The organism is Paenibacillus sp. cl123, assembly GCF_900101595.1.
GTDB lineage: Bacteria > Bacillota > Bacilli > Paenibacillales > NBRC-103111 > Paenibacillus_G.
On record NZ_FMYY01000001.1, the window covers coordinates 32,968 to 58,459 of the forward strand.

Annotated in this window: 20 protein-coding genes, 1 tRNA gene and 1 pseudogene; 11 read left to right on the forward strand and 11 right to left on the reverse strand. The window is 52.4% G+C overall.

Annotated elements, in window-relative coordinates; translation table 11 throughout:
* Positions 1 to 130: 130 nt before the first annotated feature.
* Positions 131 to 1,873 (forward strand): putative bifunctional diguanylate cyclase/phosphodiesterase, encoded by a 1,743-nt coding sequence (locus BLR08_RS00180; protein ID WP_256257850.1) that lies wholly within the window; start codon positions 131 to 133, stop codon positions 1,871 to 1,873.
* Between the two features lie 109 nt (positions 1,874 to 1,982).
* Here the strand turns inward: BLR08_RS00180 and BLR08_RS00185 are convergent, their stop codons facing one another.
* Both BLR08_RS00185 and BLR08_RS00190 read right to left on the reverse strand, forming a co-directional pair.
* Entirely contained in the window at positions 1,983 to 2,906 is a 924-nt protein-coding gene (locus tag BLR08_RS00185) for an aldo/keto reductase (protein ID WP_072338088.1), read from the reverse strand.
* Between the two features lie 137 nt (positions 2,907 to 3,043).
* Positions 3,044 to 5,068, reverse strand: coding sequence for a glycoside hydrolase family 88 protein (locus BLR08_RS00190; protein WP_176835374.1), 2,025 nt, complete (start codon positions 5,066 to 5,068; stop codon positions 3,044 to 3,046).
* A 283-nt stretch (positions 5,069 to 5,351) separates the two neighbouring features.
* On the opposite strand from BLR08_RS00190, the gene BLR08_RS00195 reads away from it, so the two are divergent.
* On the forward strand, positions 5,352 to 6,179 hold the full coding sequence (locus BLR08_RS00195; RefSeq protein WP_176835375.1) for a helix-turn-helix transcriptional regulator: 828 nt from the start codon (positions 5,352 to 5,354) through the stop codon (positions 6,177 to 6,179).
* A gap of 80 nt (positions 6,180 to 6,259) precedes the next feature.
* Here the strand turns inward: BLR08_RS00195 and BLR08_RS00200 are convergent, their stop codons facing one another.
* The 3 genes from BLR08_RS00200 to BLR08_RS00210 form a co-directional block, all read right to left on the reverse strand.
* Positions 6,260 to 7,141, reverse strand: a complete 882-nt coding sequence (locus BLR08_RS00200; RefSeq protein WP_072338090.1) for a carbohydrate ABC transporter permease — start codon at positions 7,139 to 7,141, stop codon at positions 6,260 to 6,262.
* Positions 7,142 to 7,153: 12 nt separating this feature from the next.
* Positions 7,154 to 8,095, reverse strand: a complete 942-nt coding sequence (locus tag BLR08_RS00205) for an ABC transporter permease (protein ID WP_072338106.1) — start codon at positions 8,093 to 8,095, stop codon at positions 7,154 to 7,156.
* Positions 8,096 to 8,166: 71 nt separating this feature from the next.
* Positions 8,167 to 9,852, reverse strand: coding sequence for an extracellular solute-binding protein (locus BLR08_RS00210; protein WP_083537562.1), 1,686 nt, complete (start codon positions 9,850 to 9,852; stop codon positions 8,167 to 8,169).
* Between the two features lie 395 nt (positions 9,853 to 10,247).
* On the opposite strand from BLR08_RS00210, the gene BLR08_RS00215 reads away from it, so the two are divergent.
* The 3 genes from BLR08_RS00215 to BLR08_RS30495 all read left to right on the forward strand — a co-directional run bounded on the left by BLR08_RS00215 (position 10,248) and on the right by BLR08_RS30495 (position 14,046).
* A complete protein-coding gene (locus tag BLR08_RS00215) occupies positions 10,248 to 12,539 on the forward strand; it encodes a helix-turn-helix domain-containing protein (RefSeq protein WP_072338091.1) in 2,292 nt (763 codons plus the stop codon).
* 133 nt (positions 12,540 to 12,672) lie between these two features.
* Complete coding sequence (locus BLR08_RS00220; RefSeq protein WP_072338092.1) at positions 12,673 to 13,239, forward strand: VapE domain-containing protein; 567 nt, start codon at positions 12,673 to 12,675, stop codon at positions 13,237 to 13,239.
* Between the two features lie 402 nt (positions 13,240 to 13,641).
* Positions 13,642 to 14,046, forward strand: coding sequence for a hypothetical protein (locus BLR08_RS30495; protein WP_143014307.1), 405 nt, complete (start codon positions 13,642 to 13,644; stop codon positions 14,044 to 14,046).
* A 211-nt stretch (positions 14,047 to 14,257) separates the two neighbouring features.
* Here BLR08_RS30495 and BLR08_RS00225 read toward each other — a convergent pair.
* Positions 14,258 to 14,328: transfer RNA gene (locus tag BLR08_RS00225), tRNA-Gly, on the reverse strand.
* Positions 14,329 to 14,477: 149 nt separating this feature from the next.
* Here BLR08_RS00225 and BLR08_RS00230 point away from each other — a divergent pair.
* Positions 14,478 to 14,816 (forward strand): hypothetical protein, encoded by a 339-nt coding sequence (locus BLR08_RS00230; RefSeq protein WP_072338093.1) that lies wholly within the window; start codon positions 14,478 to 14,480, stop codon positions 14,814 to 14,816.
* Between the two features lie 131 nt (positions 14,817 to 14,947).
* Here the strand turns inward: BLR08_RS00230 and BLR08_RS00235 are convergent, their stop codons facing one another.
* Complete coding sequence (locus BLR08_RS00235) at positions 14,948 to 15,304, reverse strand: MmcQ/YjbR family DNA-binding protein (RefSeq protein WP_072338094.1); 357 nt, start codon at positions 15,302 to 15,304, stop codon at positions 14,948 to 14,950.
* 300 nt (positions 15,305 to 15,604) lie between these two features.
* On the opposite strand from BLR08_RS00235, the pseudogene BLR08_RS00240 reads away from it, so the two are divergent.
* Positions 15,605 to 17,159, forward strand: a pseudogene (locus tag BLR08_RS00240) (cobyrinate a,c-diamide synthase); the annotation flags it as partial.
* Positions 17,160 to 17,218: 59 nt separating this feature from the next.
* On the opposite strand, the gene BLR08_RS30905 reads toward BLR08_RS00240, so the two are convergent.
* The 4 genes from BLR08_RS30905 to BLR08_RS00255 form a co-directional block, all read right to left on the reverse strand.
* Entirely contained in the window at positions 17,219 to 17,392 is a 174-nt protein-coding gene (locus BLR08_RS30905; RefSeq protein ID WP_176835376.1) for a hypothetical protein, read from the reverse strand.
* Positions 17,393 to 17,661: 269 nt separating this feature from the next.
* Positions 17,662 to 17,790 (reverse strand): MOSC N-terminal beta barrel domain-containing protein, encoded by a 129-nt coding sequence (locus BLR08_RS00245; protein WP_256257851.1) that lies wholly within the window; start codon positions 17,788 to 17,790, stop codon positions 17,662 to 17,664.
* A 48-nt stretch (positions 17,791 to 17,838) separates the two neighbouring features.
* A complete protein-coding gene (locus BLR08_RS00250; RefSeq protein WP_072338096.1) occupies positions 17,839 to 18,051 on the reverse strand; it encodes a YwbE family protein in 213 nt (70 codons plus the stop codon).
* 57 nt (positions 18,052 to 18,108) lie between these two features.
* Complete coding sequence (locus tag BLR08_RS00255; RefSeq protein WP_072338097.1) at positions 18,109 to 18,582, reverse strand: hypothetical protein; 474 nt, start codon at positions 18,580 to 18,582, stop codon at positions 18,109 to 18,111.
* 146 nt (positions 18,583 to 18,728) lie between these two features.
* Here BLR08_RS00255 and BLR08_RS00260 point away from each other — a divergent pair, with 146 nt between their 5' ends.
* The 4 genes from BLR08_RS00260 to zapA form a co-directional block, all read left to right on the forward strand.
* Positions 18,729 to 19,292, forward strand: a complete 564-nt coding sequence (locus BLR08_RS00260) for a guanylate kinase (protein ID WP_176835377.1) — start codon at positions 18,729 to 18,731, stop codon at positions 19,290 to 19,292.
* A gap of 555 nt (positions 19,293 to 19,847) precedes the next feature.
* Positions 19,848 to 20,882 (forward strand): phenylalanine--tRNA ligase subunit alpha, encoded by a 1,035-nt coding sequence (pheS, locus tag BLR08_RS00265; protein WP_072338099.1) that lies wholly within the window; start codon positions 19,848 to 19,850, stop codon positions 20,880 to 20,882.
* Between the two features lie 23 nt (positions 20,883 to 20,905).
* A complete protein-coding gene (gene pheT, locus BLR08_RS00270; protein WP_072338100.1) occupies positions 20,906 to 23,356 on the forward strand; it encodes a phenylalanine--tRNA ligase subunit beta in 2,451 nt (816 codons plus the stop codon).
* 265 nt (positions 23,357 to 23,621) lie between these two features.
* Positions 23,622 to 25,492, forward strand: a 1,871-nt coding sequence (zapA, locus tag BLR08_RS00275; RefSeq protein WP_256328258.1) for a cell division protein ZapA, incomplete at its 3' end; no start/stop codon positions are given.

Sequence of the window (25,492 nt, forward strand, 5' to 3'; positions counted from 1 at the left end):
TCGACATATTTCTTGAATTGAAATGAAGTTTTTGGGAAAGTAGGACTTTACGACCAAATTATGCTTGTCGATTCTTTGCCGTCCCCTTACAATAAAGACATACCTTTTCAAGAGGAAGCTGAGGATCAATATGGAAAAAATGCAAGATATGCCGGACCGTCACAATGAGAAAAAGCCAGGCTACGAGAGCAGACGGGCTTCTCTCGCTCTGGCGGTGCGTCTGTGGTGCGCTTTCGCCGGCGCAGCATTGGTCTTTTTGTCTGTCAAAGAGCTGACCGGGCATCCGAACGATCTGTTTGTTTATTTGAAGGCCGTGTGCGTCAGTCTTGTTTTGACTCCTCTTTTATATAACGGAGTCAGGCGCCGCATCGGATGGCGGCCGATCAGGACCTCGCTTGCGACGGCGGCAGTCCTGCTGTTCGTGGAGATGCTCGACACTGCGATGACGCTTTATCAGACAGGCCATCTCATATGGTTCGGAGAAACCGTGGATAATCTGCTGCTGCTGCTGCTGACCATTCCCGTGATGGTTCTGGTAGCCGCAGATATTCATCGGCGGGACCGCACGTTCTACCAGCTGACTTATCTGGCTTACCACGACCAATTGACCGGGCTTCCGAACAGGCAGATGTTTCAAGAGGTATTGAAGGTGGCGATCGATGGCTCCGAGCCTTCCCGGCCGTTGTCGGTCATGCTGATTGATCTCGACCGGTTCAAGCATATCAACGAGACGTTCGGGCATGGCTTCGGCGATCAGCTGCTCAAGGAAGCCGCCAAGCGACTGATGAGCGGCCTGTATGAGGAGGATGTGGTGGCCAGACAGGGCGGAGACGAATTCATGCTGCTGATCAAGGACACCGCCCGGGCGGAAGAGGCGGAGAAGGTCGCCAAAAAGATTATGCGGCTGCTTAGCCAGCCCTTTACTATAGATGGACATGTGCTGCGGGTCGGCTGCAGCATCGGCATTGCGATCTATCCGCACGACGGAGAGGATTTCATCAACTTGATGAAAAATGCCGATACGGCGATGTACCGGGCCAAGGACCGGGGCAAAAACGGCTACCAGTTTTTTCAGTCGGAGATGAACGAGACGGTTATTCAGAAGCTGGTCATGGAGGAATGGTTGAACCAGGCGCTGGAGCAGGAGGAGTTTGTTTTGCACTATCAGCCGCAGGTGGATATTTTTACGAGCCGCATGAACGGGATGGAGGCTTTGATCCGCTGGAATCATCCCCGTCTCGGGTTTATTTCACCAGGAGAGTTCATTCCGCTGGCTGAGGAGACCGGCCTGATTATCCCGATCGGCGAATGGGTGCTGCGCTCGGCCTGCAAGCAGAACAAGGCCTGGCAAATTGCAGGCTTCCCGCCCGTCAAGATGGCCGTCAACATTTCGCCGATCCAGTTCCATCAGCAAGACTTCGTCCAGGTCGTCTTGAAGGCGCTGCAGGACAGCGGACTGGAGCCGCAGTTCCTGGAGCTGGAAATTACCGAAGGCATCGCGATGATCAACGTCGATCAAGTTATCCAGAAGCTGCATACGCTCCGCGATATGGGCGTGCATATTTCGATGGATGATTTCGGGACCGGCTATTCCTCGCTCAGTTATTTGAAGAAATTCCCGATCAACAAGCTGAAGATTGCCCAGCAATTTGTCCGTGATATTACCGATGATCCGGATGACGCGGCAATTATTCAGGCGATTATGGCTATGGCGCATAGCTTGAAGCTAAGCGTCATCGCGGAGGGCGTGGAGACGGAGGAGCAGCTTTCCTTCCTGCTCAGTGTCAAGTGCCGCGAGATTCAGGGTTATATTTATTCCAAACCGATTCCGGCGAGAGAGTTTACGAGCTTGCTGCAGCGTTTGTCGGCGTAAGGCTGAGAGCGTACATAAGGAAACCCTTCAAAACCATCTCGGAAGATCGAGGTTTTGAAGGGTTTTTGTTGATTTCCGCTTTCCCTAGGGGAAGCTGCCGCTCAGACGCTTAGGCCTGCTGCCACGCCTGCGGATGGCCGTCGCCTACGTATGCGACTGCGGCGGCGTTGGCCTTGACCTGCTCGGGGCTTTTGCAGCCCGGGATAACGGCGGTGACGGCCGGATGCTTCAGGCACCAGGCCAGCGCCCAGGCGGACATATCGACGCCGGGAGGGATCTCCTGAGTGCGGATGCGCTCGACCTCTTCGAGCTTCAGACGCGTTTGCTCCGCCTCGTGGCGGTGACGTACGTCGTTCTCGGGGAAGACGGCGCCTGGTTTGTATTTGCCGCTCAAATAACCGCTCGCCAGCGGCACACGCGCCAACACGCCAAGCTGCTGCTGCTGGCAGGAGGGGAAGACATGCTCCTCCGGGACGCGGTCCAGCCGGTTGTATACGACCTGGATGACTTCGGACCCGATGCGGGACGAGGCTTCGACCTGATGCAGGTTCGCATTGCTGCCGATGGATGTGCCAAGATGCCGGATTTTTCCTGCCTGCACCTGCTTGTCCAGCAGCGTCCACAGGTCATCCTGGTCGAATACCTCGTTCGTACCGGAATGGAACTGGTAGATGTCAATATAATCGGTGCGGAGCGCCTTGAGCGATGCTTCCAGCTGGGAGAGCACCTGCTCCGGCGACCATTCTTGCGTCCGTGTGAAATTTTCTTGGAAATGATGGCCGAACTTCGTAGCGACGATCCAGTCCTCGCGGCGTCCGCGCGACAAATAACCGCCGATCAGCGCTTCCGAGGTGTGATCGCCGTAGCACTCTGCGGTGTCGATCAGATTGATCCCGCTCTCACGGGCCTGATCGAGGATCGCATCCGCTTCCTGCTGCGTGTAGGGCTTGCCCCATTCGCCTCCGAGCTGCCATGTTCCTACGCCAATGACGGATACTTTGAGATTTGTTTTGCCTAACACTCTGTACTTCACGTCACACGCCTCCTTCGTAACTGATTCATAGTCTATTGTAGAGCATAGAAGGGGGCGGCATCAAACTAACCCGTGCGCCTTCAGCCCCGCGGCAGACCGGGACATGGCATCCATCGTCTCCCTAGGCAGAGGAAGCATTACCGCATGTCATGCTTTTGTTTCAGCCATTCCGACATTTTGCCTGTTTCGATGCCTGCCAGCAGGACAATACCTATTCCATGGGTATCATTGGTCACCGCGTTCAGCTCTATCTTATAGTAGTCCGGCGTGAAGGAATACCGGGAGCCCCGGCATACCCCATGTACATTTCCAAACCGGTCGATGCCATATTTCGTCAGGGCCTCCCAGCCTCTGTTCACTGCCGTTACCGCCTTAGGCTTCAAATCTTCCCTAATCCAGCCCTGTCGGACGCCTCTGGATAAGCCGTAAACAAACATACTGGTGCAGGACGTTTCCTCATAAGAATCCGGATGAGTCAATACCTGATGCCACAGCCCGCGTTCTCCTTGCAAAGCCAAATAGCCTTCGGCAAGCTCATTGTAGAAGGTCAGCAAGTCCTCCCGCTCCACGTGCGTTTCCGGCATAACCTCCAGCAGCTCCGACAGCGAGAAGAATACCCAGCCGTTGCCCCGGCCCCAGGGGACATTGGTAGGCTTGTTGTGCTTAAAGTCGTACACATGGGACATGATCTTGAGTTCGGGAATAAACAGATACTTCTTAAACCGGTTAAACTGCCTTGCGGCGTCATCCAAATAGTTGGCATCCCCCGTCAGCCGATAATAACGGATTAAAAACGGAGTGCTCATATACAGGTCGTCAGCCCATAACGTATTTTCCTGGAAGCTATTATGGCAGATGCGGTAGAAGGCTCCATCCTCGAGCCGTTCTTGTTTATATTTCATATGATTCGCGATCTGTCTAACCAGATAAGGAGTATGAGGATCTTGCGAGTCGCTGTACGCTTCGAGCACGGCGGAGCCGAAAGAGCCGCAGTCATCCAGCATATCCATTTCCACCAGCTGATTGTTTACCGAAGGATAACCGTACTGCTCCGCATCCCATTTGGCATACTTATAAATCCGGGTGCACTCCGTAATATGGTTCAGCGCATAATCGAGGATTCCGGGCTTCTGTAAAAACCGGCCGGTCTGCAGCAGCCCGTAAAGCGTAACCCCCAGGGGATAATTCCATTTGGCGAACAGGGGATTGTCCAAGTAAGGTCTTACCCAGGTGTCGGGCTGATCCAGCCGCCAGAAAAATTGATTATCTCCCTGCTCAAACAAACGGTACAAGGAACAAATACGATCGGCGGGCTCCTCCAGCGGATTATCAAAAGGCCCCAGATACAGCCATGGATCACGGCTCCCCTTCACGCCCCTGGGAATCGACAACGCCGCGGTCTCGCCGTCCACGATAAAATCGAAGCCGTACTCCCATCCCTTTTCCGCGGAACACAGCTCCGCCAGCAGCTCATGCTTCCCAGGATCGAGCTTGAATTCCGCCGTTTCCGATGTGTTCAGCGCCCCTGAAAACACCTCATGGCCATCCAACCATATCCTCAGCTTCCCGGAGGAGCTCCCCTTCAGGCTGCATATCTTGGAGCCAGCGCCGGCATGACTAAGCTCCGACCAAAGGTAAGCCACCTTATGGGGAGTACTGCCGAAAATCCGCGCGCACGGATTCATCTTCATCTTGTCGGCATCCCAGGAAAGCGCCGGGTACCAGGTCATGCCGGAGTGCTCTTCCGTGCCTGTATATGCCGGAATTTGCTCTTCGCTGAAGCAGTCCGCATTCATGGCGTCGGAATAGATCCAGCCGGCCTGCCCCTTTCTTTCCCGGAAGGGGGACATAAACTCCATAGGATTCCATTTGGTGTGCAGCGTACCGAAAATCCCGCCAAACCCCGCTGCGGTCTTCACAAATTTAATGCATACGGAATTCCAGCCCTTTTGCAGCTTGGCGCGAATGCCTTTACTCATTTTGGGATTAACTTCTTCGTTAATATCGGCTTTATACAGAAATTCCCGGTTCAAATAAACGGAAGCAGGACCGTAGCAGCTCAGGCCAAAATCCGTCCACCCGTCATGGTTGCTCCAGAGCAGACCAAAAACAAAAGCATACTGGCCCGGTTTGGCTTCCGGCAGCTTCTCTTCAAAATTCATGTTATATCTGCCATTATTTTTCTTAAGAAAGCCTTCCCGCGAAAAACTCCGGAACTCAAAAGGAAGCGGGGGATTCCTTCCTATGTAGGCATTGGCGACGGTTTCAAGAATCTCATCCGGACGGTCGTACAGCTTCGAAAAAATACTTTCCTGTTCATCGAAATATGGCTTCATCATCCCAGCTCCTTTATGAAGTATTCTACGATTCATGCTAGCATATATGGAGTATTTAAGGGATGAATGATATGATTTGATTTGTAATATATCCTGATTATTTGGTGGTGTGACGGTCCTGAAGACTACCGATGTTTTAAATGCCATGATTCCACATTTTTACTTCGCTATCAAACGGCTCGCTACCCCTTCCTGGAAAATTCCTCATGCTGTTTTTCAACATCATAATCTCATGCTGGTCATTGACGGCGAAGCCAATCTTCTTTGCAATGATGCTGAGTTTAAAGCGACTAGCGGAGATATCGTTTATTTTAAACCAGGCGACATGAGGAGGGGAGATACGAATCCAAACTGTCTTGTGAAATGCTATACCGTTGATTTTCAATATGCGTGCCCCATTATGGAGAACGGCAGTTGGGTTAATCTTGATGTGGCGCTTCCGTTTCCCGCTCACAGCCATATTCAAGACCGGTATTTATTTCGTCGTTTGAAGGAATTGTTTGAAGAGTTCATGCGGCATTGGTCATCGGGACACGAAAATAGGACCTTCAGATGCCGCGCCTATTTCATGGAAATCCTTCTTCTTATTTCTCATTACTTTGAAAATAACGCCATAAATTACAGCTCTATTCATAAAGTGGAGAAAGTAATTAACTATATTGCAGCAAACTATACCCGCAAGCTAACGCTCAAGGAGCTGGCCGACAGTATCCATATCAGCCCTTCCCATCTAGGTCATATTTTCAAGGAAACGACCGGAGAAACGCCCTTTGAGTTTATTATTAACTATCGGATCGCCCGCGCAAAAGAATTTCTGGAAATGGGCTGCTCCGTAACCGAGACGGCAAGATTAGTCGGCTTTGGCGACATGTTTTATTTCAGCAAGTACTTTAAGAAAATAGAGGGGATCTCCCCGACAACCTATACGGGCTTGTAGTGCCGGAAGCCCAAAGCCCTTCCCGCGACCAACGCGAAAAGGGCTTTTTATATAGCCGCTGTTGCTATAGATGGTGAGGTTCACCCTTTAAGCGCGCCAACCATGACTCCCTTCACAAAATACTTCTGCAAGAAAGGATATGCGGCCAGGATAGGGAGGGTAGCGACCATAATAGTTGCATATTTGATCGTTTCTCCAATGGACTGACGGTCCTGGGCTACTGTTCCGGACATCATTTCATCCGTGCTGTTGGAGATCAGAATCTCCCGCAAGGCCAGCTGCAACGGCCATAAATCCCGATTTCTCAAGTAAATCATGGCGCCAAACCACGCATTCCAGTGGCCGACCCCATAATACAGCACCATAACGGCGATAGTCGGCAAAGCCAGCGGCAATATGATTTTGAACAGGACGATGAAATCATGTGCGCCATCCATATGGGCGGATTCTATCAGGCTGTCCGGGATTCCCTGAAATGCCGTTCTCATAATAATCAGATTCCAGGTTCCGATCGCTCCGGGAATGATCAAGGCCCATAAGGAATCCATTAAACCGAGATTTTTCACCAACAAGAAATTGGGAATCAGTCCCCCGCCGAAAAACATGGTGAAAACAATCATGATGGTCATCGGCTTTCTCCAGAAGAAATCTTTCCGAGAGAGAACAAAAGCTCCCATGGATGTCATTATAATGTTGTAAGCCGTGCCCACCACTACAATAAAAAGCGTGTTCATATACCCGGTATAAATCATCGGGTTTTTCAACACAGCTTTATAGGCGTCCAGACTGAGTCCCAATGGCTTCAGAAGTATGCCGCTATGGGCCGTAAGCTCATCCGCTTGGCTCAAAGAGGCGAAAATAACATAAACAAAAGGATAAGCCGTCATTACAGCCAGGGCCGCCAATAAAATCATATTCACCGAATCAAAAATGTAATCCCCAACAGTCTTTTTGACAACCATAGCTGACACTCCTTACCACAGACTGGTTTCATTAACCTTGCGGCTAGTATAGTTTGCTGCTACGATCAGAATCAGGTTCACTACAGAGTTAAATAGCCCTACCGCGGCACTGAAGCTGTAATTGGCCTCGACCAATCCACGCCGGTATACGAAGGATGAAATGATATCCGCGGTTTCATAAGTACTGGGGTTATAGAGCAATATAATTTTTTCATATCCTTCACTCATCATACGGCCAATATTCATGATTAACAGGATCACGATGGTGGGGGCAATTCCCGGTAACGTAATATGAACAAACTGTTTCCACCTTCCGGCTCCGTCGATCGTTACCGCGTCATATAACTCCGTGTCAATGGCGGTGAGAGCAGCGAGATAGATAATCGACCCCCAGCCTACGCCTTCCCAGATGCCGGTACCTACATAAATGGACCTAAACCAGCCTGCTTCCACGAGGAAGATGGTTCGGGAGCCTCCAAAATAAGCAATAATATCGTTAATCAGGCCGTTTTTTGCGAAAAAATCGATAATCATGCCGCAGATAACTACCGTTGAAACAAAATGCGGTAAGTAGGTAACGGTTTGAATCGTCTTTTTAAAGTATTTGCTTTTGATCTCATTGAGCAACAACGCCAGTATAATGGGCGCCGGAAAAGCAAAGACAAGCTGATAGAAATTGATTAACAAGGTATTCCGGATAACTCTCCATGCGGAGATACTGTTAAAGAAATCATGAAAATGCTTGAGTCCCACCCAGCTGCTGTCCCAGATGCCTTTTACGGGGCTAAATTGTTTAAACGCGATGATGACCCCATACATGGGAACATAGTGAAACAAGATATACCAGGCGACTACGGGCAGGGCCATCAATATCAGCCATTTATTTTTTTTATAATCTTTTTTGATGGCCTGAATGAGGCTCGGCTTTTTGTATATCAAAGGCTGCGGCTGCATCTTTACTTCTGGCACTGTCGGAACCTCCTTGGATGTGAAATGGGGGAATCGCTTCCCCCATTCCAATCATGCTATTTATCAAAGATGTCGCTGATATTAAACGACCGCGGATTTAATGCCTGCGGGAATTTTTTTATGAACCGGTCATAGGCGTCCTGTCTGACTTTGTTGATATCGTCGATACCCAGCTTTTTGATTTGCTCCACATATTTATCCCAAGTAGCGTCCACATCCTCTTTCCCCATCAGCCACTTCAGGAACATTTCATCCTTATACGTGTTAATTTCATTTTGTTTGGTCGTGGTTTGAGAAACTTCATCCGGTGTCAAGGTTCCTCTATAGTTCTTATTGGCTTTGGTGACCTGGTCGGCATATTTGGTCCAGGTTTTTAGCGACTCTTGCTGCTGGGGCAGAGCCATGTACTGCTCAAAATACCGTTTGTCTTGTACGAAAGGTCCGTCTTTAAAGGCGCGGGCGTAAAACTGTCCCATGGTGGCGATAGGCTGTCCGTTCGGATTATTTGTAACCAGTTCCGTATATTTGGGATATCCGTTCTCCATCTTGTAGCTTAGGCCCTCTACCCCGAAGTTATAAAGCATGGAGCCTTCCTTCGTATAGCCATAATTCAGAAATGCGAGCGCTTCCTTCAGATTCTTCTTGGCTGAGCTGGTCACGTTCCATGCGCCGCCGCCGGTCGTAGGTCCATCCTTGGGCATAAAGGGATTGAAGTCACCCTTGTTAAGAACGGGATACGGCATGGCGACCAAGTCGAATTTAGGGTCCTTGTTTTTCATCAGAGGCAAGTATTTGCCAAGACCCGAACCGGTGTTTCCTACGGCTGCGCCGGCTTGATTTCCGGTAATTTTGGCATCGATGGTCTTGGAATTATTGGTAGCCAATTCGGGGTCCAGTAGACCTTCCTTATACCATTTCGCCATGGTCTTGGCATATTCTTTAAACCTGGGGTCGATCGCCCCGTATACGACCTTGCCATTCTCAATGAAGTGATCCTGGCTAATCCCCCATGCTCCGGTAAAGTAGATCCCTTTAATATTTCCGACACTTCCGGTAAAAGGCGCTATGGCCCCCTTCTTCTCTTTGAAGGCTTTCAATACCGTATACATCTCGTCAATCGTTTCCGGCACTTGCAGTCCCAGATCGTTCAACCAGTCCTTACGCAAATAGCCTCCGAAATAAGTGTATATACTCTCGTGACCTTTGAGGAAAGGGAAGTAAAACTGCTTTCCATCCTCTGTCTCGACATCCATCAATAAATCAGGATAAGCTTCATAGATTTTGGCAAGATCCGGTGCGTACTTGGGAATTTCATTTTTTATGTCAATCAGGATGCCATCCTCGTAGGCTTTTACCCGTCCTCCCGGATAGTCTCCAAAGGTGCCCACAATAAAATCGGGTATATCGCCGGACGCAAGCATCAGGTTAAACTGTTCCTTCGCCGAGCCTTCTGTAGGATGAATATATTCAAGGGTGACATTCAGTCTCTTCTGCAGCTCTTTATTCAGCTCCGACTCGGCATAATTTTTCATAACGGCAAGAGCGGTGCTTGGCAGGGGCTCCCAGACGCGGAATTTTACCGGTTTCTCAAAAGGTAATTTTACGGCGGTATCAGTCGGTGCCGAATTTGCCGGCTCAGCCTTTTTTTCCTCATCCCCGCATCCTGACATCACCGCTGATAATAAAAGCGCTATCAAGAGGGAACCGGTAGTCATCTTGGTAAAACCCTTTTTACTTTTCAACTTCTTTTCCTCCCCTTAAGTTTTATGTTTTGCTGCCCACCATTGCTATCCTGTGACTGCAAGCCTTCACGCTTCATCGCCAGCTGCAATGGCTAGGGAAAGTGTAGTATTTCTAGCAACCGTAAATCAATCCTCATCCGACAGAATGCGTATTCAATATCCCCAAATTCAATATTAAATATGGAAAAATCATCACCAAAAACAAAAGGCTCGCGTAAAATCGAGACGGAACCCGAGGCTGCGTACGGCCGGAGCAGAATCCCAGCGGAAAATTGTGGAATTTCAGTCATAGTGTATTGTAGTATAATATTTAGCCGTACAAGCTCTCCAAGACCGGCTAACGCTGCTTGCGGAGCGGGGAGACGAACTCTAATCCTGATAATGAGGGGGATCTCATGAACGTAAAGAGAGTGTTGAGCACTAAAAATAGTATCATTTTCCCCCAAATTTTATCTTATATATTGATTTTGCTAATTCCCATCATTTTCACTGGAATCGTTTATTTTGTTACGGTAAGGACCATTGAGCAAGAAACCAACAGGGCAAATCTTGCCATGCTGAAACAAGTTCAGCTGAACATGGACAACATTTTAAAGGATGCCGAGCGCTTAAGCTTTGATATTGCTTTTAACCCGGATATTCAACTGCTGGCCAATTCGCAGGAAACGAACTGGATTAACAAACAATACGAGGTTTCCCAGATCGTAAAAGATTTCAAAAGGATGAATATAACGAATGGCTACATAGATAATTTTTATGTGTACTTTAAAAACCTGGATGCGGTGATTTCTTCAACAGCAGCTTCAAGGAGCAACTATATGTACCCCATTCTTGCGAATAAGGATATCGAGTACGAGCAATGGATAGATACGCTTCAAAATGCATACAGCGGCAGATATATCTCAATAGGCAATAAGGCAGACTCAACCGAGGATTCAGGAGCGCTCGCTTACATGCGTTCAATCCCCATATCAAATTCGGAGAAGCCTCTTGCCACCATCGTCATCCTGTTTAATAAAGAACGATTTACTGAAATGATTCAAAATATACAATCGGCGCAATATGGAAGCACTTTTATTTTAGATGAGGATAACGGCATTCTTGCATCGACTGCTTCTTTCCATTTATCGGATATTTTACAGGTGGATGAGCTTAAGAGCAGCGATAATATGCTGGTGAAAGGGAAAGGAAAGGAATCCTTAATCATATCGTATACGAAATCCGATGTATCCAAGCTAAAGTATGTTTCCATTGTTCGGCGAGAGATTGTGATGGAAAAAAGCGAGTTTACGGAAAAATTAATGATCGCCAGCATTATACTATGTTTAATTTTTGGGGGGGCCGTATCGGTTTTACTTACATGGCGTAACTATAATCCGGTTCGTAATCTCATCCGCATCGTCCAAAACGGGAAAATAAAAAACTCTTATGACAGATCCAGTAATGAATATGAGTTTATTTATGAGGCGATCCAGGAAGCTCTTCAGGAAAAGGAGCAAATAAACCAAAAGCTTAAACAGCAAAGCAGTGTGGTGAGAGCGGATTTTCTGCAAAAGCTGTTAAAAGGGAAATTTGGCAATATATCCGTACATCACAACGCCTTTTACGCTCTCGACATGCAGTTTATATCCGGTGATTTTATAGTAGTGCTCCTATCCATAGAGGATAAGGGCAAGCTTATTTCCTTAGGGATTGGAGATGATTTTGAAGCGAAGTCAAAGCTCCCCAGCTTTGTCATAACCAATGTTTTTGAAGAGCTCTTGGGACAAGGGTATAAAAATTTTGTGACAGAGATTGATGAGAAGCTGGTATTTCTGGTGAATCTGGGAGATCCTGAATCGGTCGATCATGTACAAAAACTAGTAAATATTACAGAAGAACTGCAAGGATTTTTTGAGAAATATTACAATATGACGCTTACGATTTCCATTAGCGATCCTCATACTGGTATTCATGGCATGCAGGAAGCCTACCAGGAAGCTGCAGAAGCCCTGGAGTATAAATTGATTGCCGGTACCGGGAAGATCATCAGCTTCCAAAATCTGAAAAACAATGTCAGGGATTATTTTTACCCGCTTGAAAAAGAGCAAAAATTAGTGAATTGCATTAAATCCGGAGAGTTTGAAAAAGCAAAGCAGCTGCTTGATGACATTATCCGCTCCAACTTTATGGACGGCACTCCCACTGCTGAAATGACCAGGTATTTTATGTTTGACCTTGCAAGCACCATTGTAAAAACAGTCAAAGAAATATACGCGGCTGAGCCGGTTGAAAAATTGTTTGAATGCGAAACCGTAGCTGAACTCCAGGAGGAAATTACCAATACGCTTTCATCCGTATGTGAGCGCATACAGTCAAAGGCCGGTAATCGTTCCTACGAGCTAAGCAGAAGTATTATCGAGTTCGTTAACAGCCACTATGGAGAAGTGACGCTAAACGTAGCCATGATCGCAGAAAATCTCGGAATTACACCAAATTATATGTCCAAGCTTTTCAAAGAACAAACCGGAGAACCATTGCCGGACTATATCAATAAGGTGAGGCTGGAAAAAGCGAAAGTACTATTAAGGGACGAAAAGCTCAATATTTCGGATGCGGCTGTCAAAGTCGGGTATTTAAATAGCAATGCGTTGATACGCAGCTTTAAAAAGTACGAGGGAGTTACTCCGGGAAAATATAAAGAGTGATAAGTTTTTCCGCGGGAAACCAGATAGTCCGCAAAACTCCCCGTTCCGTGCCCCAGCCCTTTTTCCACTCCTGCCTTGTGCTTGTGAATAAACGCCAAAACACCGCCTGATCCAGCCGGGATCCAAGCGGTGTTTGCTTTATAACCACTACGACGCCTTTGGCAATACGGAGGTCATCTGCCGGCGGCTGCCGTGGCGGGGCCGGGAGTGCAAACATGAAGAGTATGAGCCGTGGCTGGGTGCGGATGACAAGTGCATGGAGCACTGGTTTGGCAAAACATATGACATCAAGGCGTCGGCTACGATTAAAAACGCATTTACTGAGGTAGCGCACTTAAATCGATTTCATCCTACTATTGAATACCTTGAGGCCCAGCAGTGCGACAGGAAGCCCCGCGTCGATCGCCTGTTTGTGGACTATTTAGGAGCCGCTGATACGGATTACGTCCGGGAGGTGACCCGGAAAATGCTGGTGGCTGCTGTTAAGCGCCTGTATGAACCGGGATGCAAATTCGACTATATGCTGGTCCTGATGGGTACGCAAGGTGCCGGCACAAGCACGATCATTCAAATGTTGGCGCAGCGCTGGTTCAGCGACTCGCTGAAGAGGTTCGACACCAAGGAAGCCGGGGAGCATGCGCTTGAGGAGTATGAGAGGGCCTTCAGCGGGCTGCAGGAGACGCTAGAGGTATTAGACTGAAGTAACCCGGCAGCGCATGGAGACCGTTATCGGGCAAATACAGAGCTTGGAGACAGCCGTCGAATATCAGCGCGACGCGCTGGGGTTGCCGCTGAAAATAATCGCGGAACGGCTGGGGTACAGTGAGATTTACATCAAAAAAATCAGTTCCCGGATTCCACGTCGGAACAAGCGTAGTCGAAAGCGTTGAAAGAGTATACTTTCTGTATACCCACGGTATTGCAAATCCGTGATATGATCTTATCGTGAGCGAGTTGGGCGAGAACGAACTGAATAATCAAATCAAAAGGGTCGCAGAAATGCGGCTCTTTTTCGCGCTAGATAAAACGAGTGAACACTGTGTCAATCTGGGCAAATGTGCATAAGATACCTTGTAAAATAAATGATTTGGAGGTATTTTTTGTGAACTATAACCCTTATTACCATCCGTATTTTACGGAAAGAAGTCTTACACCCACATATGTTTTATTAACAATTACCGACGTACAGCCGTATTTAAACAAATGGGGTATATTCACCGTTGATGGGCAAAAGGTTGTTGCATTCGTCGATAAACTTAATGTAGGAGCAAATTCGATAAATGTTTTTTACCCCAACAATACTCAAGGGGTCATTGATGTAAATAAGATTTCTATGGCGGAGGGCCCATTCCCGACAATGCCATCTATTCCTTCCACAACGGGGACAACATCTGGACCAACATCTGGACCAACAACGGGTATGGGAACAATTCCGCCACCGCCACCTCCACGATGCCAATGGTACTATTACGGTCCTCCTATCGGATGGAAGTATGTATGTTTTTAAGTTAAGCTACTCCGGCACTCTTAACCGAGTGCTTTTTTATTTTTGCTTTGGGACAAGATTAATATGGCATATCACCTATAATCGGCTAATCGGCTGAACAGCCAAGAAGTTTTTGTCCCCTACTAATCCTGGGTGATTTTAACGGCAAATGTTTATCCGTAGATAAAGAAAAACCCTTGCGCCGCAAGGGTTTTAAGTCACATAAATGATAAGCGGGTGAAGGGAATCGAACCCTCGCCTCAAGCTTGGGAAGCTGGCGTTCTACCATTGAACTACACCCGCAAATGATGTTTTGCCTTCAAAATATAGCACAATATAAAGGGGAAATCAATCTGGAAGAGTTGGAAGGCGTATGCATGGCGCAACAAATTTCCGTTAAGCTCGTCCATGAACGTATATAAGAGCCAAACTTGAACAATCGGAGGGATACGATGCTGCCTATGGAGCAGGAGACGATGGAGCTGCTGGTCATCGGCTATGCCATTGTGATGGGGATTGCTGTTGTTTTCGTCAGCTTGCTTTGGATCAAGGAAAGGAAAGAAGTATACGCCAGCGCGTTCGGCTGGATGCTTGCTCATTTTCTCGTATTCACTGCGGCCGTCGCCTGCTGTCTGACGGCGATAGGAAGCCGGCACGAGCAGCAAGCGATGGCCTCCGAGGCCAACTCGCTGTGGCTGGGCGCGGGAGGGGTGTTATGGGCCGCAGCGATGCTTTGCTTGCTGGCTGCCGTTTCCGCCTTCACGGCCCGGAAGATGGACTCCCCGAATTGAGTGGAACTGAAGCAAGGCTTAAAAGCTCAAAGCTCAAAGCTCAAAGCTCAAAGCTCAAAGCTCAAAGCTCAAAGCCCAAAGCTCAAAGCTCAAAGCCCAAAGCCCAAAGCTCAAAGCCCAAAGCTCAAAGCTCAAAGCCCTAGCTCTTCCTTCACGGCTTTGGTCAGCTTGCGCCGGACAAGCTGATAGGATTCTTCCAGCATATCGAGCACGATGTCATCGGATAATGTCCCGTTCAGCACCACGGTGTTCCAATGCTTTTTGTTCATGTGATAGCCGGGCAGCACGGTGCCGGGATAAGTCTCGCGGGTCAGCCAGACGGTTTCCGGGTCGGCCTTCAGATTGATGCTGGGTACCCCAGAGGTTGTGCCGAGCAGAGCGAACATTTTGTCGCCCACAAACAGCACCGGAAGCTCCGGGTCGAACGGGTAGCGCATCCGGGTGCCAGGCTTGGACAGCGCATGAGCGGTTATTTTCTCGTGGTTCAAAGTATACAACTCCTTCAGACATTCGATATATACAGCATAATCGATGGTCAAACTTGTGGGAAGGCCGAGGCAATCGCAAATGCGAGTGAAGGGATAAACTCGGCTCATAAAGCCGGCTGGCTTGCTTCTGGTGCCTGAGTTTCGTACATGCGAAGGCGTTCACTCTGGAACGCCTTCCGGTCTGGGGACGTTATCCCGCTTCAGATGGACGATGCCGAAATGGCCATGCTATCATGGAGACGGATTAGGAGCTATCCATGTTAATTCGATCGTGAGGCACGGATACAGGAGGACGGGAGTATGGAAAAGCGACAAGCCGCCAAGCGGCGGAAACTCGTGATTGCAGGGACCGGGAGCGGCGTGGGCAAGACGACGGTCACGCTCGGCATCATGGCTGCTCTGCGGCGCAGAGGGCTGATTGTTCAAGGCTTCAAATGCGGCCCCGACTATATTGATCCGACCTACCACAAGGCTGTCACTTCGCGGCCTTCCCGGAATTTGGACAGCTGGATGATGGGGCCGGAGGCAGTTCGGGAGATCTTCGACCGCGCTTCGGGGGATGCGGACATCTCGATTATCGAAGGCGTTATGGGCTTCTATGACGGCAAGGACCCGAAGTCGAATACAGGCAGCACGGCGGAGATCAGTATATTGCTGGCCACTCCGGTACTGCTGGTGGTCAATTGTCAAAGTATGGCGCGCAGCGCGGCGGCCATCGTGAAGGGCTTTCAGCTGCTGGACCCAAGGGTGAAGATAGCGGCCGTGTTTGCGAATAATGTCGGCAGCCTGAATCATTACCGGATCGTGAAGGAAGCGATCGAGAAGGAATGCCGGGTACCGGTAATCGGATACATGCTGCGCAGCGAGGAGCTGTCCATGCCGGAGCGCCATCTCGGCCTTGTGCCGTCGATCGAGCGGGGTGACTTGGACGGCTTCTACGCTGCGCTGGCCGACCGGATCGAGTCCGGCGTCGATCTAAGCCGGCTGCTGGAGCTGACAGGCCCGCGTGAAGAGCCGACCGGCGAACAACTGACCGGCGAACAACCGACCGATGACGAGGGACGGCATAAGCCAGCTGCAGCACCCGAACCAGCTCCAGGCTTTGCCGAACCAGCGACCCTCTCCGGGGAGACGACAGGCGAGCCAGACGCTGCCGACGCCGCGCTCTCTCCCGGGCGCTATCAGCCGGCAGCGCGTATGGGCCGGGCCTTGTTGTTCGCTGAGCCGGACCGAAGGTTCAAAAGTGGTAGTTGCTGTCGCGAGGGACGCCGCTTTTCATTTCTACTATGAAGAGAATCTGGAGCTGCTTGAGCTGCACGGCGCCCGGCTGGCCTTCTTTTCGCCGCTCGCCGGTGAAGTTGTTCCGGCTGAAGCCGCCGGCTTGTATATCGGAGGCGGCTTCCCCGAGGAATTTGCCGCCAGGCTCGCCGAACAGACGGAAGTCGCCCAATCGATCCGCGCAGCTATCGAGGCGGGTATGCCTGCGTTTGCGGAGTGCGGAGGCTATATGTACTTGACCGAAGCGATCCGGGACACGAATGGGAACAGTTATCCGATGGCGGGCGTTGTGCCGGGCAGCATAGCGATGCAGAAAAAGCGGGCCGCTCTAGGGCTGCGCGAAGTGAAGGGGCTGCCGGGCAATTATTTGCTGCCGGAAGGCGAGACTGCGCGCGGACATGAATACCATTATTCCGTCTATGAGCCAAAGGGAGGCGGCTTGCCTCATGCCTACGAGACTGTCGGGACAAGTGGAGTCAAGAAGGAAGGAAGCTTATACGTCCGACTGGTGGCTGGCTACACGCATCTTCACTTCGCGTCCAACCCGGGCTTGGTCAGCCGCTGGCTGGAGATGTGCCTGTATTATCAAGAGGAACGAAGCGCGCCATGCTGAGGAGCAAGAGCCTGCGTCAGCAGCTAATCCCAGGACTGAGGTTTGGTTCTGGGCCGCCGGGAGAGGGCAAGCTTCTGCCACCATCTGCGCTTCTGCTTGCTTTCCTGATATGTGCGCAGCTGCTGAATAACAAGCTTGGCACGATCTTCATCCTTGAACTTTGAACGCAATTCCTCATACATATGTTCGGTTTTCATCGTATCACCTGTGGTCATATAAATTTCCGTATGCGATTGGGATGGGAATGTATGTTCCTATTATAAAACGCGGAGGAGCCTTTATGCAAGCCCGCAAAACATATAAACGCAGATCAGCGGCCGCTGTCTGCGTTTGTATGTTCTGCAGGTAGAAGGTTGACTGCCTGCAAAAGAAAACCGTTTCTCTTGATTAGAGAGCACATACATAGATCTTCTGCCAACTTCGAATATGTCCAGGCTTTGTAATGGATGCATACATGCCGAACCTTTTAAAAGGCACAAAAACGGTCGCCGTATAATCCATACGTAGCTACTTGGCAATTTTCCAAGCTTTCTCCTGCAAATGATTTTACAGGATACCGTGTGATGTCACGGATTTCACCGGCAAGCAGCGGCAATATACGTCTCCTCCCCTGCGTCAGTATGGTTAAAGGGAGCTGCTTATATCAGGGTTGACTATTCGAAACGATTGCCTTAACTCTCCCGACTTGACCATCGCGTAATTTTACTTTGATGCCGTGCGGATGGGTGGGGGAGTTGGTCAGGATATCCTTCACGATCCCGCGTGTCGTTTTGCCTGTCTGTTGATCCTGCTTCAGCACGATATCGACCTCGAGTCCGGGGCGAATCTGGCTTCGCAGCTGTCCGGGGTTGCTCATTCCTGGCCTCCTTCCTGGTCTGCAACTGGGTTGACTGACTCGTTTTGCCGGGCAATGCTACGGACGGCGAAAGCCTTCCTCCTGCAAGTACTGGACCGCTTCCTCATACGTCTCGAAGGCCGATTCCAGATTCAGTCCGGCATACACATACCATAGCTCGTCCTCGTGAACCAGCAGCAGGGTTTGGTTGTCCGGGCCGTGCCACCGTTCTTCATCATCGGCCGTCCCGCTGACGGCGAGCTCGGCTGCCGACTTGGGAGCAAGCGACAGGATGGACGCTTGAATCAGCTTGCGGAGCTCGTCCGCGCCGTAATCCCGGATATTGACCATCCCGCGCTCATCCGTATCCGCTTCGGTCAGATGGCCTGCATACACAAAGCCGTTTCCGTTCGGATGGAGGTGATAGACGACGATCTTTTTATCGTAGCCGCTGTTTTCGTAATGATAGTTCACCCGTCCGAGCGATACGTCCTTGCGTGTCAGTTCGGGGAAAGCTTCGATAATGGCTTGCTTCTGTTCATAGCTTAACATGATAATTCCTCGTTTCTCCTCACGGGTCAGGGGTTTGGTTGATTATACCATAGAGGCTTGTGTTCTCAAAAAAAGCCGTTTAATTATCAGAAAATTCATACTATAATAGAGGTATAAACGCATTCATTTGGAAGGGACTGATGGACATGACGGATCTGCCCATCCTGCTTCTCTTTACCGGTACCGGAGGCTCGGGACGCAAGTCGGTTGCGCGGCTCGTAGGCAAAGCTCTTCAATTTTCGGCGGTCGTCTCTTATACGACCCGGCAGCCGAGGCCTAAAGAAACGAATGCGGATTTTTATCGCTATATCTCTGAACAGGAGTTCGACAGGGCGGAGCAAGCCGGCGAATTCATCCAAACGGTCAGGATAGCCTCTTATCGCTACGGCGTCAAACGTGCGGAGCTGGAAGACGCCACCCGGTCGGGCGCAGGCGCCTATCTTGTGTTGAACCCGGAAGGGGCGCAGTTTTTCAAGCGAATGCTTGGCGCACAGGCGGTTACGATCTTCATTTATACGGGCAAGCAAACGATCCTGGAGCGGCTCGCCGCCAAAAACATTCCGTATGACGTGCTCGAAAGCTACCTGGCACAATACTCCGAAGAGGTCGCTTACCGCAAAGCCTGCGAGATTGTCGTGGAAAATATGGAGCTGGGCGCGACCGCGGCCAAGGTGCTTGATCTCGTGACTGCGCGACGGCTTGTTTCCTGACAGCTCGGCTTCCGGCTCGCCGCCTCTTGCATCCGCGGCGGGGATTGCATATAATACTTGGTAAATCCATACTGACAAATGCATGGACGGAGAAAAGTAAGCAGTGCTTCTTCACAGGGAGGAACCGCCGGAGACTGAGAGCGGGACCGATAGAATCAGGCTGCCGAAGTTCGCTCCCGAGCAGTCCTTTGAAACCCCGGATGCGGATGATTCTCATACGGAGGCAAGTAGAAGGCCACCGGTTTTCGAACCGTTATGTTCAATGAAGTGAGAAAGCGAGCGGCGCAGCAGGTGCTGCTGCGGCTTTCTAACAAGGGTGGTACCACGGCTTTTTCGTCCCTTATCGGGGAGGAAGAAGCCTTTTTGTCGTTCCCGCAAAACCCATAGCTCACGAAGCCCGGAGCTGGCGTTGGGAGGAGACGCAGCAGATGAACGAGGAGAGCAGGAATCTATGGATAGAGTCCGGCAGAACGGTGTTTCGATTCCGGGACGGGCTCATTTCAGAGATTGAGGATTACAGCTGAACGTTATCAGAATGGAGAAGGGAGCAGGAACATGAAGGAACGATTGCTGCAATTAAAGGAAGAAGCGCTCGGCGAGCTGGCGGGCGTCCAGAACCAGCAGCAGCTTGGTGAGCTGCGGATCAAGTATTTGGGCAAAAAGGGGCCGCTGACTGAGATTTTACGCGGGATGGGCGCGCTCAGCGCGGAGGAGCGTCCGGCGATCGGTCTGGTCGTCAATGAGGTGCGCGGAGCGATCGAGGAAGTGATCGAAGCGCAGCAGGAGGCTTTCAACCGGGCGGAGACGGAAGCCCGTCTCGCCTCCGAGACGATCGACGTTACGCTGCCCGGCCGTCCGGCCGCGCAAGGCGCGCAGCATCCGATCAACAAGGTGATTCAGGAGATCGAGGATATTTTCATCGGGATGGGCTACACGGTCGCCGAGGGACCGGAGGTCGAGCAGGATTACTACAATTTCGAAGCGCTAAATTTGCCTAAAAATCATCCGGCGCGCGACATGCAGGATTCCTTTTATATCACGGAGGACATTTTGATGCGGACGCAAACTTCGCCCGTGCAGGTGCGCACGCTGGAGAAGAGCAAGGGCAAGGTGCCGATCAAGATCATCTGCCCGGGACGCGTTTACCGCCGCGATGACGACGATGCGACGCATTCCCATATGTTTACGCAGATCGAAGGACTTGTCATCGACCGCAACATCCGGATGAGCGACCTGAAGGGGACCTTGCTGCGCTTCATGCAGGAGCTGTTCGGCGAGCAGACGAAGATCCGGATGCGCCCGAGCTTCTTCCCGTTCACGGAACCAAGCGCGGAGGTCGATGTGACGTGCGCGATGTGCGGCGGCAGCGGCTGCCGGGTGTGCAAGCATACGGGCTGGCTGGAAATTCTCGGCTCCGGGATGGTGCATCCGCGCGTCCTCGAGATGGCCGGTTACGATCCGGAGGAATATAACGGCTTTGCGTTTGGCCTCGGCGTCGAACGGATCGCCATGCTCAAATACGATATTGAAGATATCCGGCATTTCTATACGAACGATCTGCGCTTCCTGAAGCAGTTCGTGCATTTGTAAGGGAAAGGGGCGAGTGAGGCGCAATGAATGTATCTTATCAATGGTTGGCGCAATATGTGGAGATTGCCGATTATACGGCTGCTGAGCTGGCGGAGAAGCTGACCCGCAGCGGGATCGAGGTCGATATCGTCGAAAGCCGCAACAAGGGCGTAACCGGCGTTGTCGTCGGCTATGTGACTTCGAGGGAGAAGCATCCGGATGCGGATAAGCTGAGCGTGTGCAAGGTGGATGTGGGCACGGGCGAAGAGCTGCAGATCGTGTGCGGCGCGAAAAATGTGGATGCCGGACAAAAGGTCCCGGTGGCGACGGTCGGCGCCAAGCTGCCGGACGGACTGGCGATCAAGCGCGCGAAGCTGCGCGGCGTGGAGTCGCAAGGGATGATCTGCTCGGCCAAGGAGCTGGGCTTGAACGATAAGCTGCTTCCGAAGGAAATTCAGGAGGGTATCCTCGTTCTGCCGGCGGATACGAAGGTTGGAGAAAGCATTCTGGATGTGCTGGCGATCAATGATGAGGTGATGGACCTCGACCTGACGCCGAACCGTTCCGACTGCCTCAGCATGCTTGGGGCGGCTTATGAGATCGCCGCCATTCTTGGCCGGGAGATCCGGCTGCCGGACAGTTCCGCGGGCATTCAGGATAGTGAAGCTGCTGTGAAGGCAGCCGAGCGGATTTCCGTGGAAATTACGGCGAAGGACGCCTGCTCGCATTATGCCGCTCGTTTGATCGAAGGCGTCAAGGTCGGGACTTCCCCGCTTTGGCTGCAAAATCGGCTGATGGCCGCAGGCATTCGTCCGATCAGCAATATTGTGGACATTACGAACTATGTGATGCTGGAATACGGTCAGCCGCTGCATGCCTTTGACGCGGATCGCCTGGAGAACGGGCATATCGATGTCCGCTATGCGCGGGAAGGCGAGAAGCTCGTTACGCTGGACGATGTCGAGCGGGCGCTTGAGCCGCATATGCTGCTGATCACCGACGGCACGAAGCCGGTCGCGCTGGCGGGGGTTATGGGCGGAGCCAACTCCGAAGTGACGGAGGGGACAACCCGCATTTTGCTGGAATCGGCCAGATTCGACGGGGGAACGGTCCGGAAAACAAGCCGTCAGCTGGGCTTGCGCTCGGAAGCGTCTCTTCGCTTCGAGAAGGAAGTTAATCCCGAAGCGGTCATCCCGGCCTTGGACCGCGCTGCCGCTCTGATCGCCGAGCTGGGCGGCGGGCAAGTGGCGTCCGGTGTTGTCCAGTCGGTTGCGAGCGAGCATCGCCCCGTTCAGATCGAAGTGACTGCGAGCCGGATCAATTCGTATCTGGGAACGAGTCTGACGGTGGAAGAGATTACCGCAATTTTCGGACGCCTGAACTTCACGGTAGAGCCGCTGGAGCAGGACGGACTGCTCGTTCATGTGCCGAGCCGCCGGGGCGATATTACACGCGCCGTCGATCTGATCGAGGAAGTGGCGCGTCTGTACGGGTATGACAATATCCCGACGACGCTGATGAATACGGAGACTACTCCGGGCTCGCTCACGAAGGAGCAAGCGGTCCGCCGCACGGTCCGCCGCCTGCTGAACGGCAGCGGTCTGCACGAAGCGATCACCTATTCGTACACGCATCCGGATCAGATCGCCGCATTCCCGGGCATCTACCGCGAGGCGAAGCCGGTTGCGCTGGCGATGCCGATGAGCGAGGAGCGGAGCGTGCTGCGGACCAGTCTTGTGCCTCATCTGATCGATGCGGCTGTATATAACCGCAACCGGAACAACGACGATGTCGCCTTGTTCGAGATCGCGCCCGTCTTCCTGACGGAGGAGTCCGCGCTGACCAGACAGCCGGAGGAGAAGCTGCTGCTGTCCGCGCTGCTGACGGGCAAGCGCAGCGAGCTGCACTGGACGGGCAAACCGGGCAACGTCGATTTCTACGACCTGAAGGGCGTATTCGAGAACATCGTGTCCTACCTCGGCATTGAAGGTCTGCGTTATGTTCAGACTCAGGTTGAAGGGTATCATCCGGGCCGTACGGCTGCGATCGAGGTTGAACTGGATGGTGCTCGCCGCGTGATCGGTACGATCGGACAGCTGCATCCGGCCTTGCAGCAAGCCAGGGATCTGGCGGATACGTATGTGCTGGAGGTGGAGATGGAGGCGCTGACGAAGCTCGTCGCCGAACGCTTCGCTTACAGCCCGCTGCCGCGCTTCCCGGCGAGCTCGCGCGATATGGCTTTGGTCGTGGACCGGGGAGTCGCTGTCGGCGATCTGATCGCCACAGCGCAGGAAACCGCAGGTCAGCTGCTGGAGTCGATTCAGGTGTTCGACATCTACACTGGCGAGCGTGTAGGCGCGGACAAGAAAAGCGTGGCCATCGCGCTTGTCTACCGGACGGCGGACCGCACGCTGACCGACGAGGAAGTGAGCGAGCTGCACGGCCGCGTCGTGTCGGCTCTCGAAGCTTCCTATGGAGCGGAGCTGCGGAAATAAGTGCTGGCGCTCGAGGCATGACGAAGGGGATTATCCGGCCGTGCTGCGACGGCTCCAGGCCGGTTTTTTCACCGGATGAGAATCCGCTGCAGGCCGGCTCGGAGCAAAGGCTGGCGTCTAGAAAAAAGGAGGGGGCAGCCCCTCTTTTTTCATGCCATTTTCATTCGACAATTCCTGTCGGCGGGCAGCAGGAAAAGCGATTCTCCGTAGCGAATAGTTGAGGATACGGAGAATTTTTTGGTCTTTTGGAAAGGGGACAACCTGCGTGAACGGTGAAGAGAAAGTGCGCATGACCGTCGACATCTACGGCACCCAATACAAGTTGGTATCAAGGTCCAGTCCTTCTTATATAAAGCGAGTCGTCGCTGTGGTTAATGATCAGATGCATCGCATAGCTAACGGAAGCCCCCGGTTGGATCTTCCCAAAATCGCTGTTTTGGCAGCGGTTAATATGGCTGATGAATGGACGCGGATGCAGGAGCAGATCGATCATTCGCAGGAACAGAAGCGGCAGCTGGATAAGGCGCTGGCCGATATGTCCGCAGCCGGCGAGCTGCTGGAGCAGCTGCAGCAGGAGCTGACGGAGGAAAGGGAGCGGCTGTCCGAGGTTGCGGCAGAACGCGATGACCTGCAGGCGCGCAAGGAAGCGCTTGAGGCGCGGGAAGCGGAGCTGGCTAAGGAGCTGGAAGCGCTGACCGAGCATAAGCAAGCGATCGAGTCGGAATTTTCCCAGACGGCCGAACGTTTGGACCGGCAGCTTGCGCTGCAGGCGGAGCTCGAAAGCAAGCTCGCCGCCGAACTCGAGCGTGCCAGGGAGTTTGAGGGGCGGAATGCGGAGCAGGCCCGCGAGGCCGAGCGTATGACGCTGCTGCTGCTTGAAGGCGAGCAGCAGCGTGAAGAATTGGAAGCCCGGCTGGCGGAACAACGTGCCGAGCAGGAGCGCCAGCGTGCGGAGCTCGAGAGCCGTCTGGCGGCTGAGCTGGCGGCTCAGGAACGTCAGCGTGCGGAGTTTGAAGGCAAGCTGTCGGCTGAGAAGGACGAGCGCGAACGTCAGCGTGCGGAGCTCGAGGAGCTGCTGACGGCCGAGCTGGAGGCGCAAGAGCGTCAGCGAGCGGAGTTTGAAAGCAAGCTGGCGGCAGAGCAAGCGGAGCAGGAGCGTCAGCGGGCGGAACTGGAGAGTCGTCTGGCAGCTAAGCTGGAAGAGCATGAACGCGAGCGTGCGGAGTTCGAGAGCAAGCTGTCTGCAGGGCAAGCGGAACTGGAGCGTCAGCGAGCGGAATTGGAGAACCGTCTGGCGGCTAAGCTGGAAGAGCATGAACGCGAGCGTGCGGAGTTCGAGAGCAAGCTGTCTGTAGGGCAAGCGGAACTGGAGCGTCAGCGAGCGGAGCTTGAAGAGCTGCTGACGGCCGAGCTTGAGACGCAGGAACGCCAGCGAGCGGAGTTCCAAAGCAAGCTGGCCGCCGAGCGAGCTGAGCAGGAGCGTCAGCGGGCGGAACTGGAGAGCCGTCTGGCAGCTAAGCTGGAAGAGCATGAACGCGAGCGTGCGGAGTTCGAGAGTAAGCTGACTGCAGGGCAAGCGGAACTGGAGCGTCAGCGAGCGGAGTTCGAGGCCCGTTTGGCGTCTGAGCAGGAAGAGCGCGGTCGCGAGCGGGCTGAGCTGGAAAGCAAGCTGTCTGCAGAGCGAGCCGAATATGAACGCCAGCGTGCGGAGCTCGAGGACATGCTGACGGCCGAGCTTGAGACTCAGGAGCGTCAGCGTGCAGAGTTCGAAGACAAGCTCGCCGCCGAACGAGCGGAGCAAGAACGCCAACGTGCGGAGTTCGAGACGCGTCTGGCGTCGGAGCTGGAGGAGCGCGGCCGCGAGCGGGCCGAGCTGGAGAGCAAGCTGTCTGCCGAGCGAGCTGAGCAGGAGCGTCAGCGTGCGGAGCTTGAAGCCCGTCTGGCGTCTGAGCAGGAAGACCGCGGCCGCGAGCGGGCTGAGCTGGAGAGCAAGCTGTCTGCCGAGCGAGCCGAACATGAACGCCAGCGTGCGGAGCTTGAGGACATGCTGACGGCCGAGCTTGAGGCTCAGGAGCGTCAGCGCGTTGAGTTCGAAGACAAGCTCGCCGCCGAGCGTGCGGAGCAAGAACGCCGGCG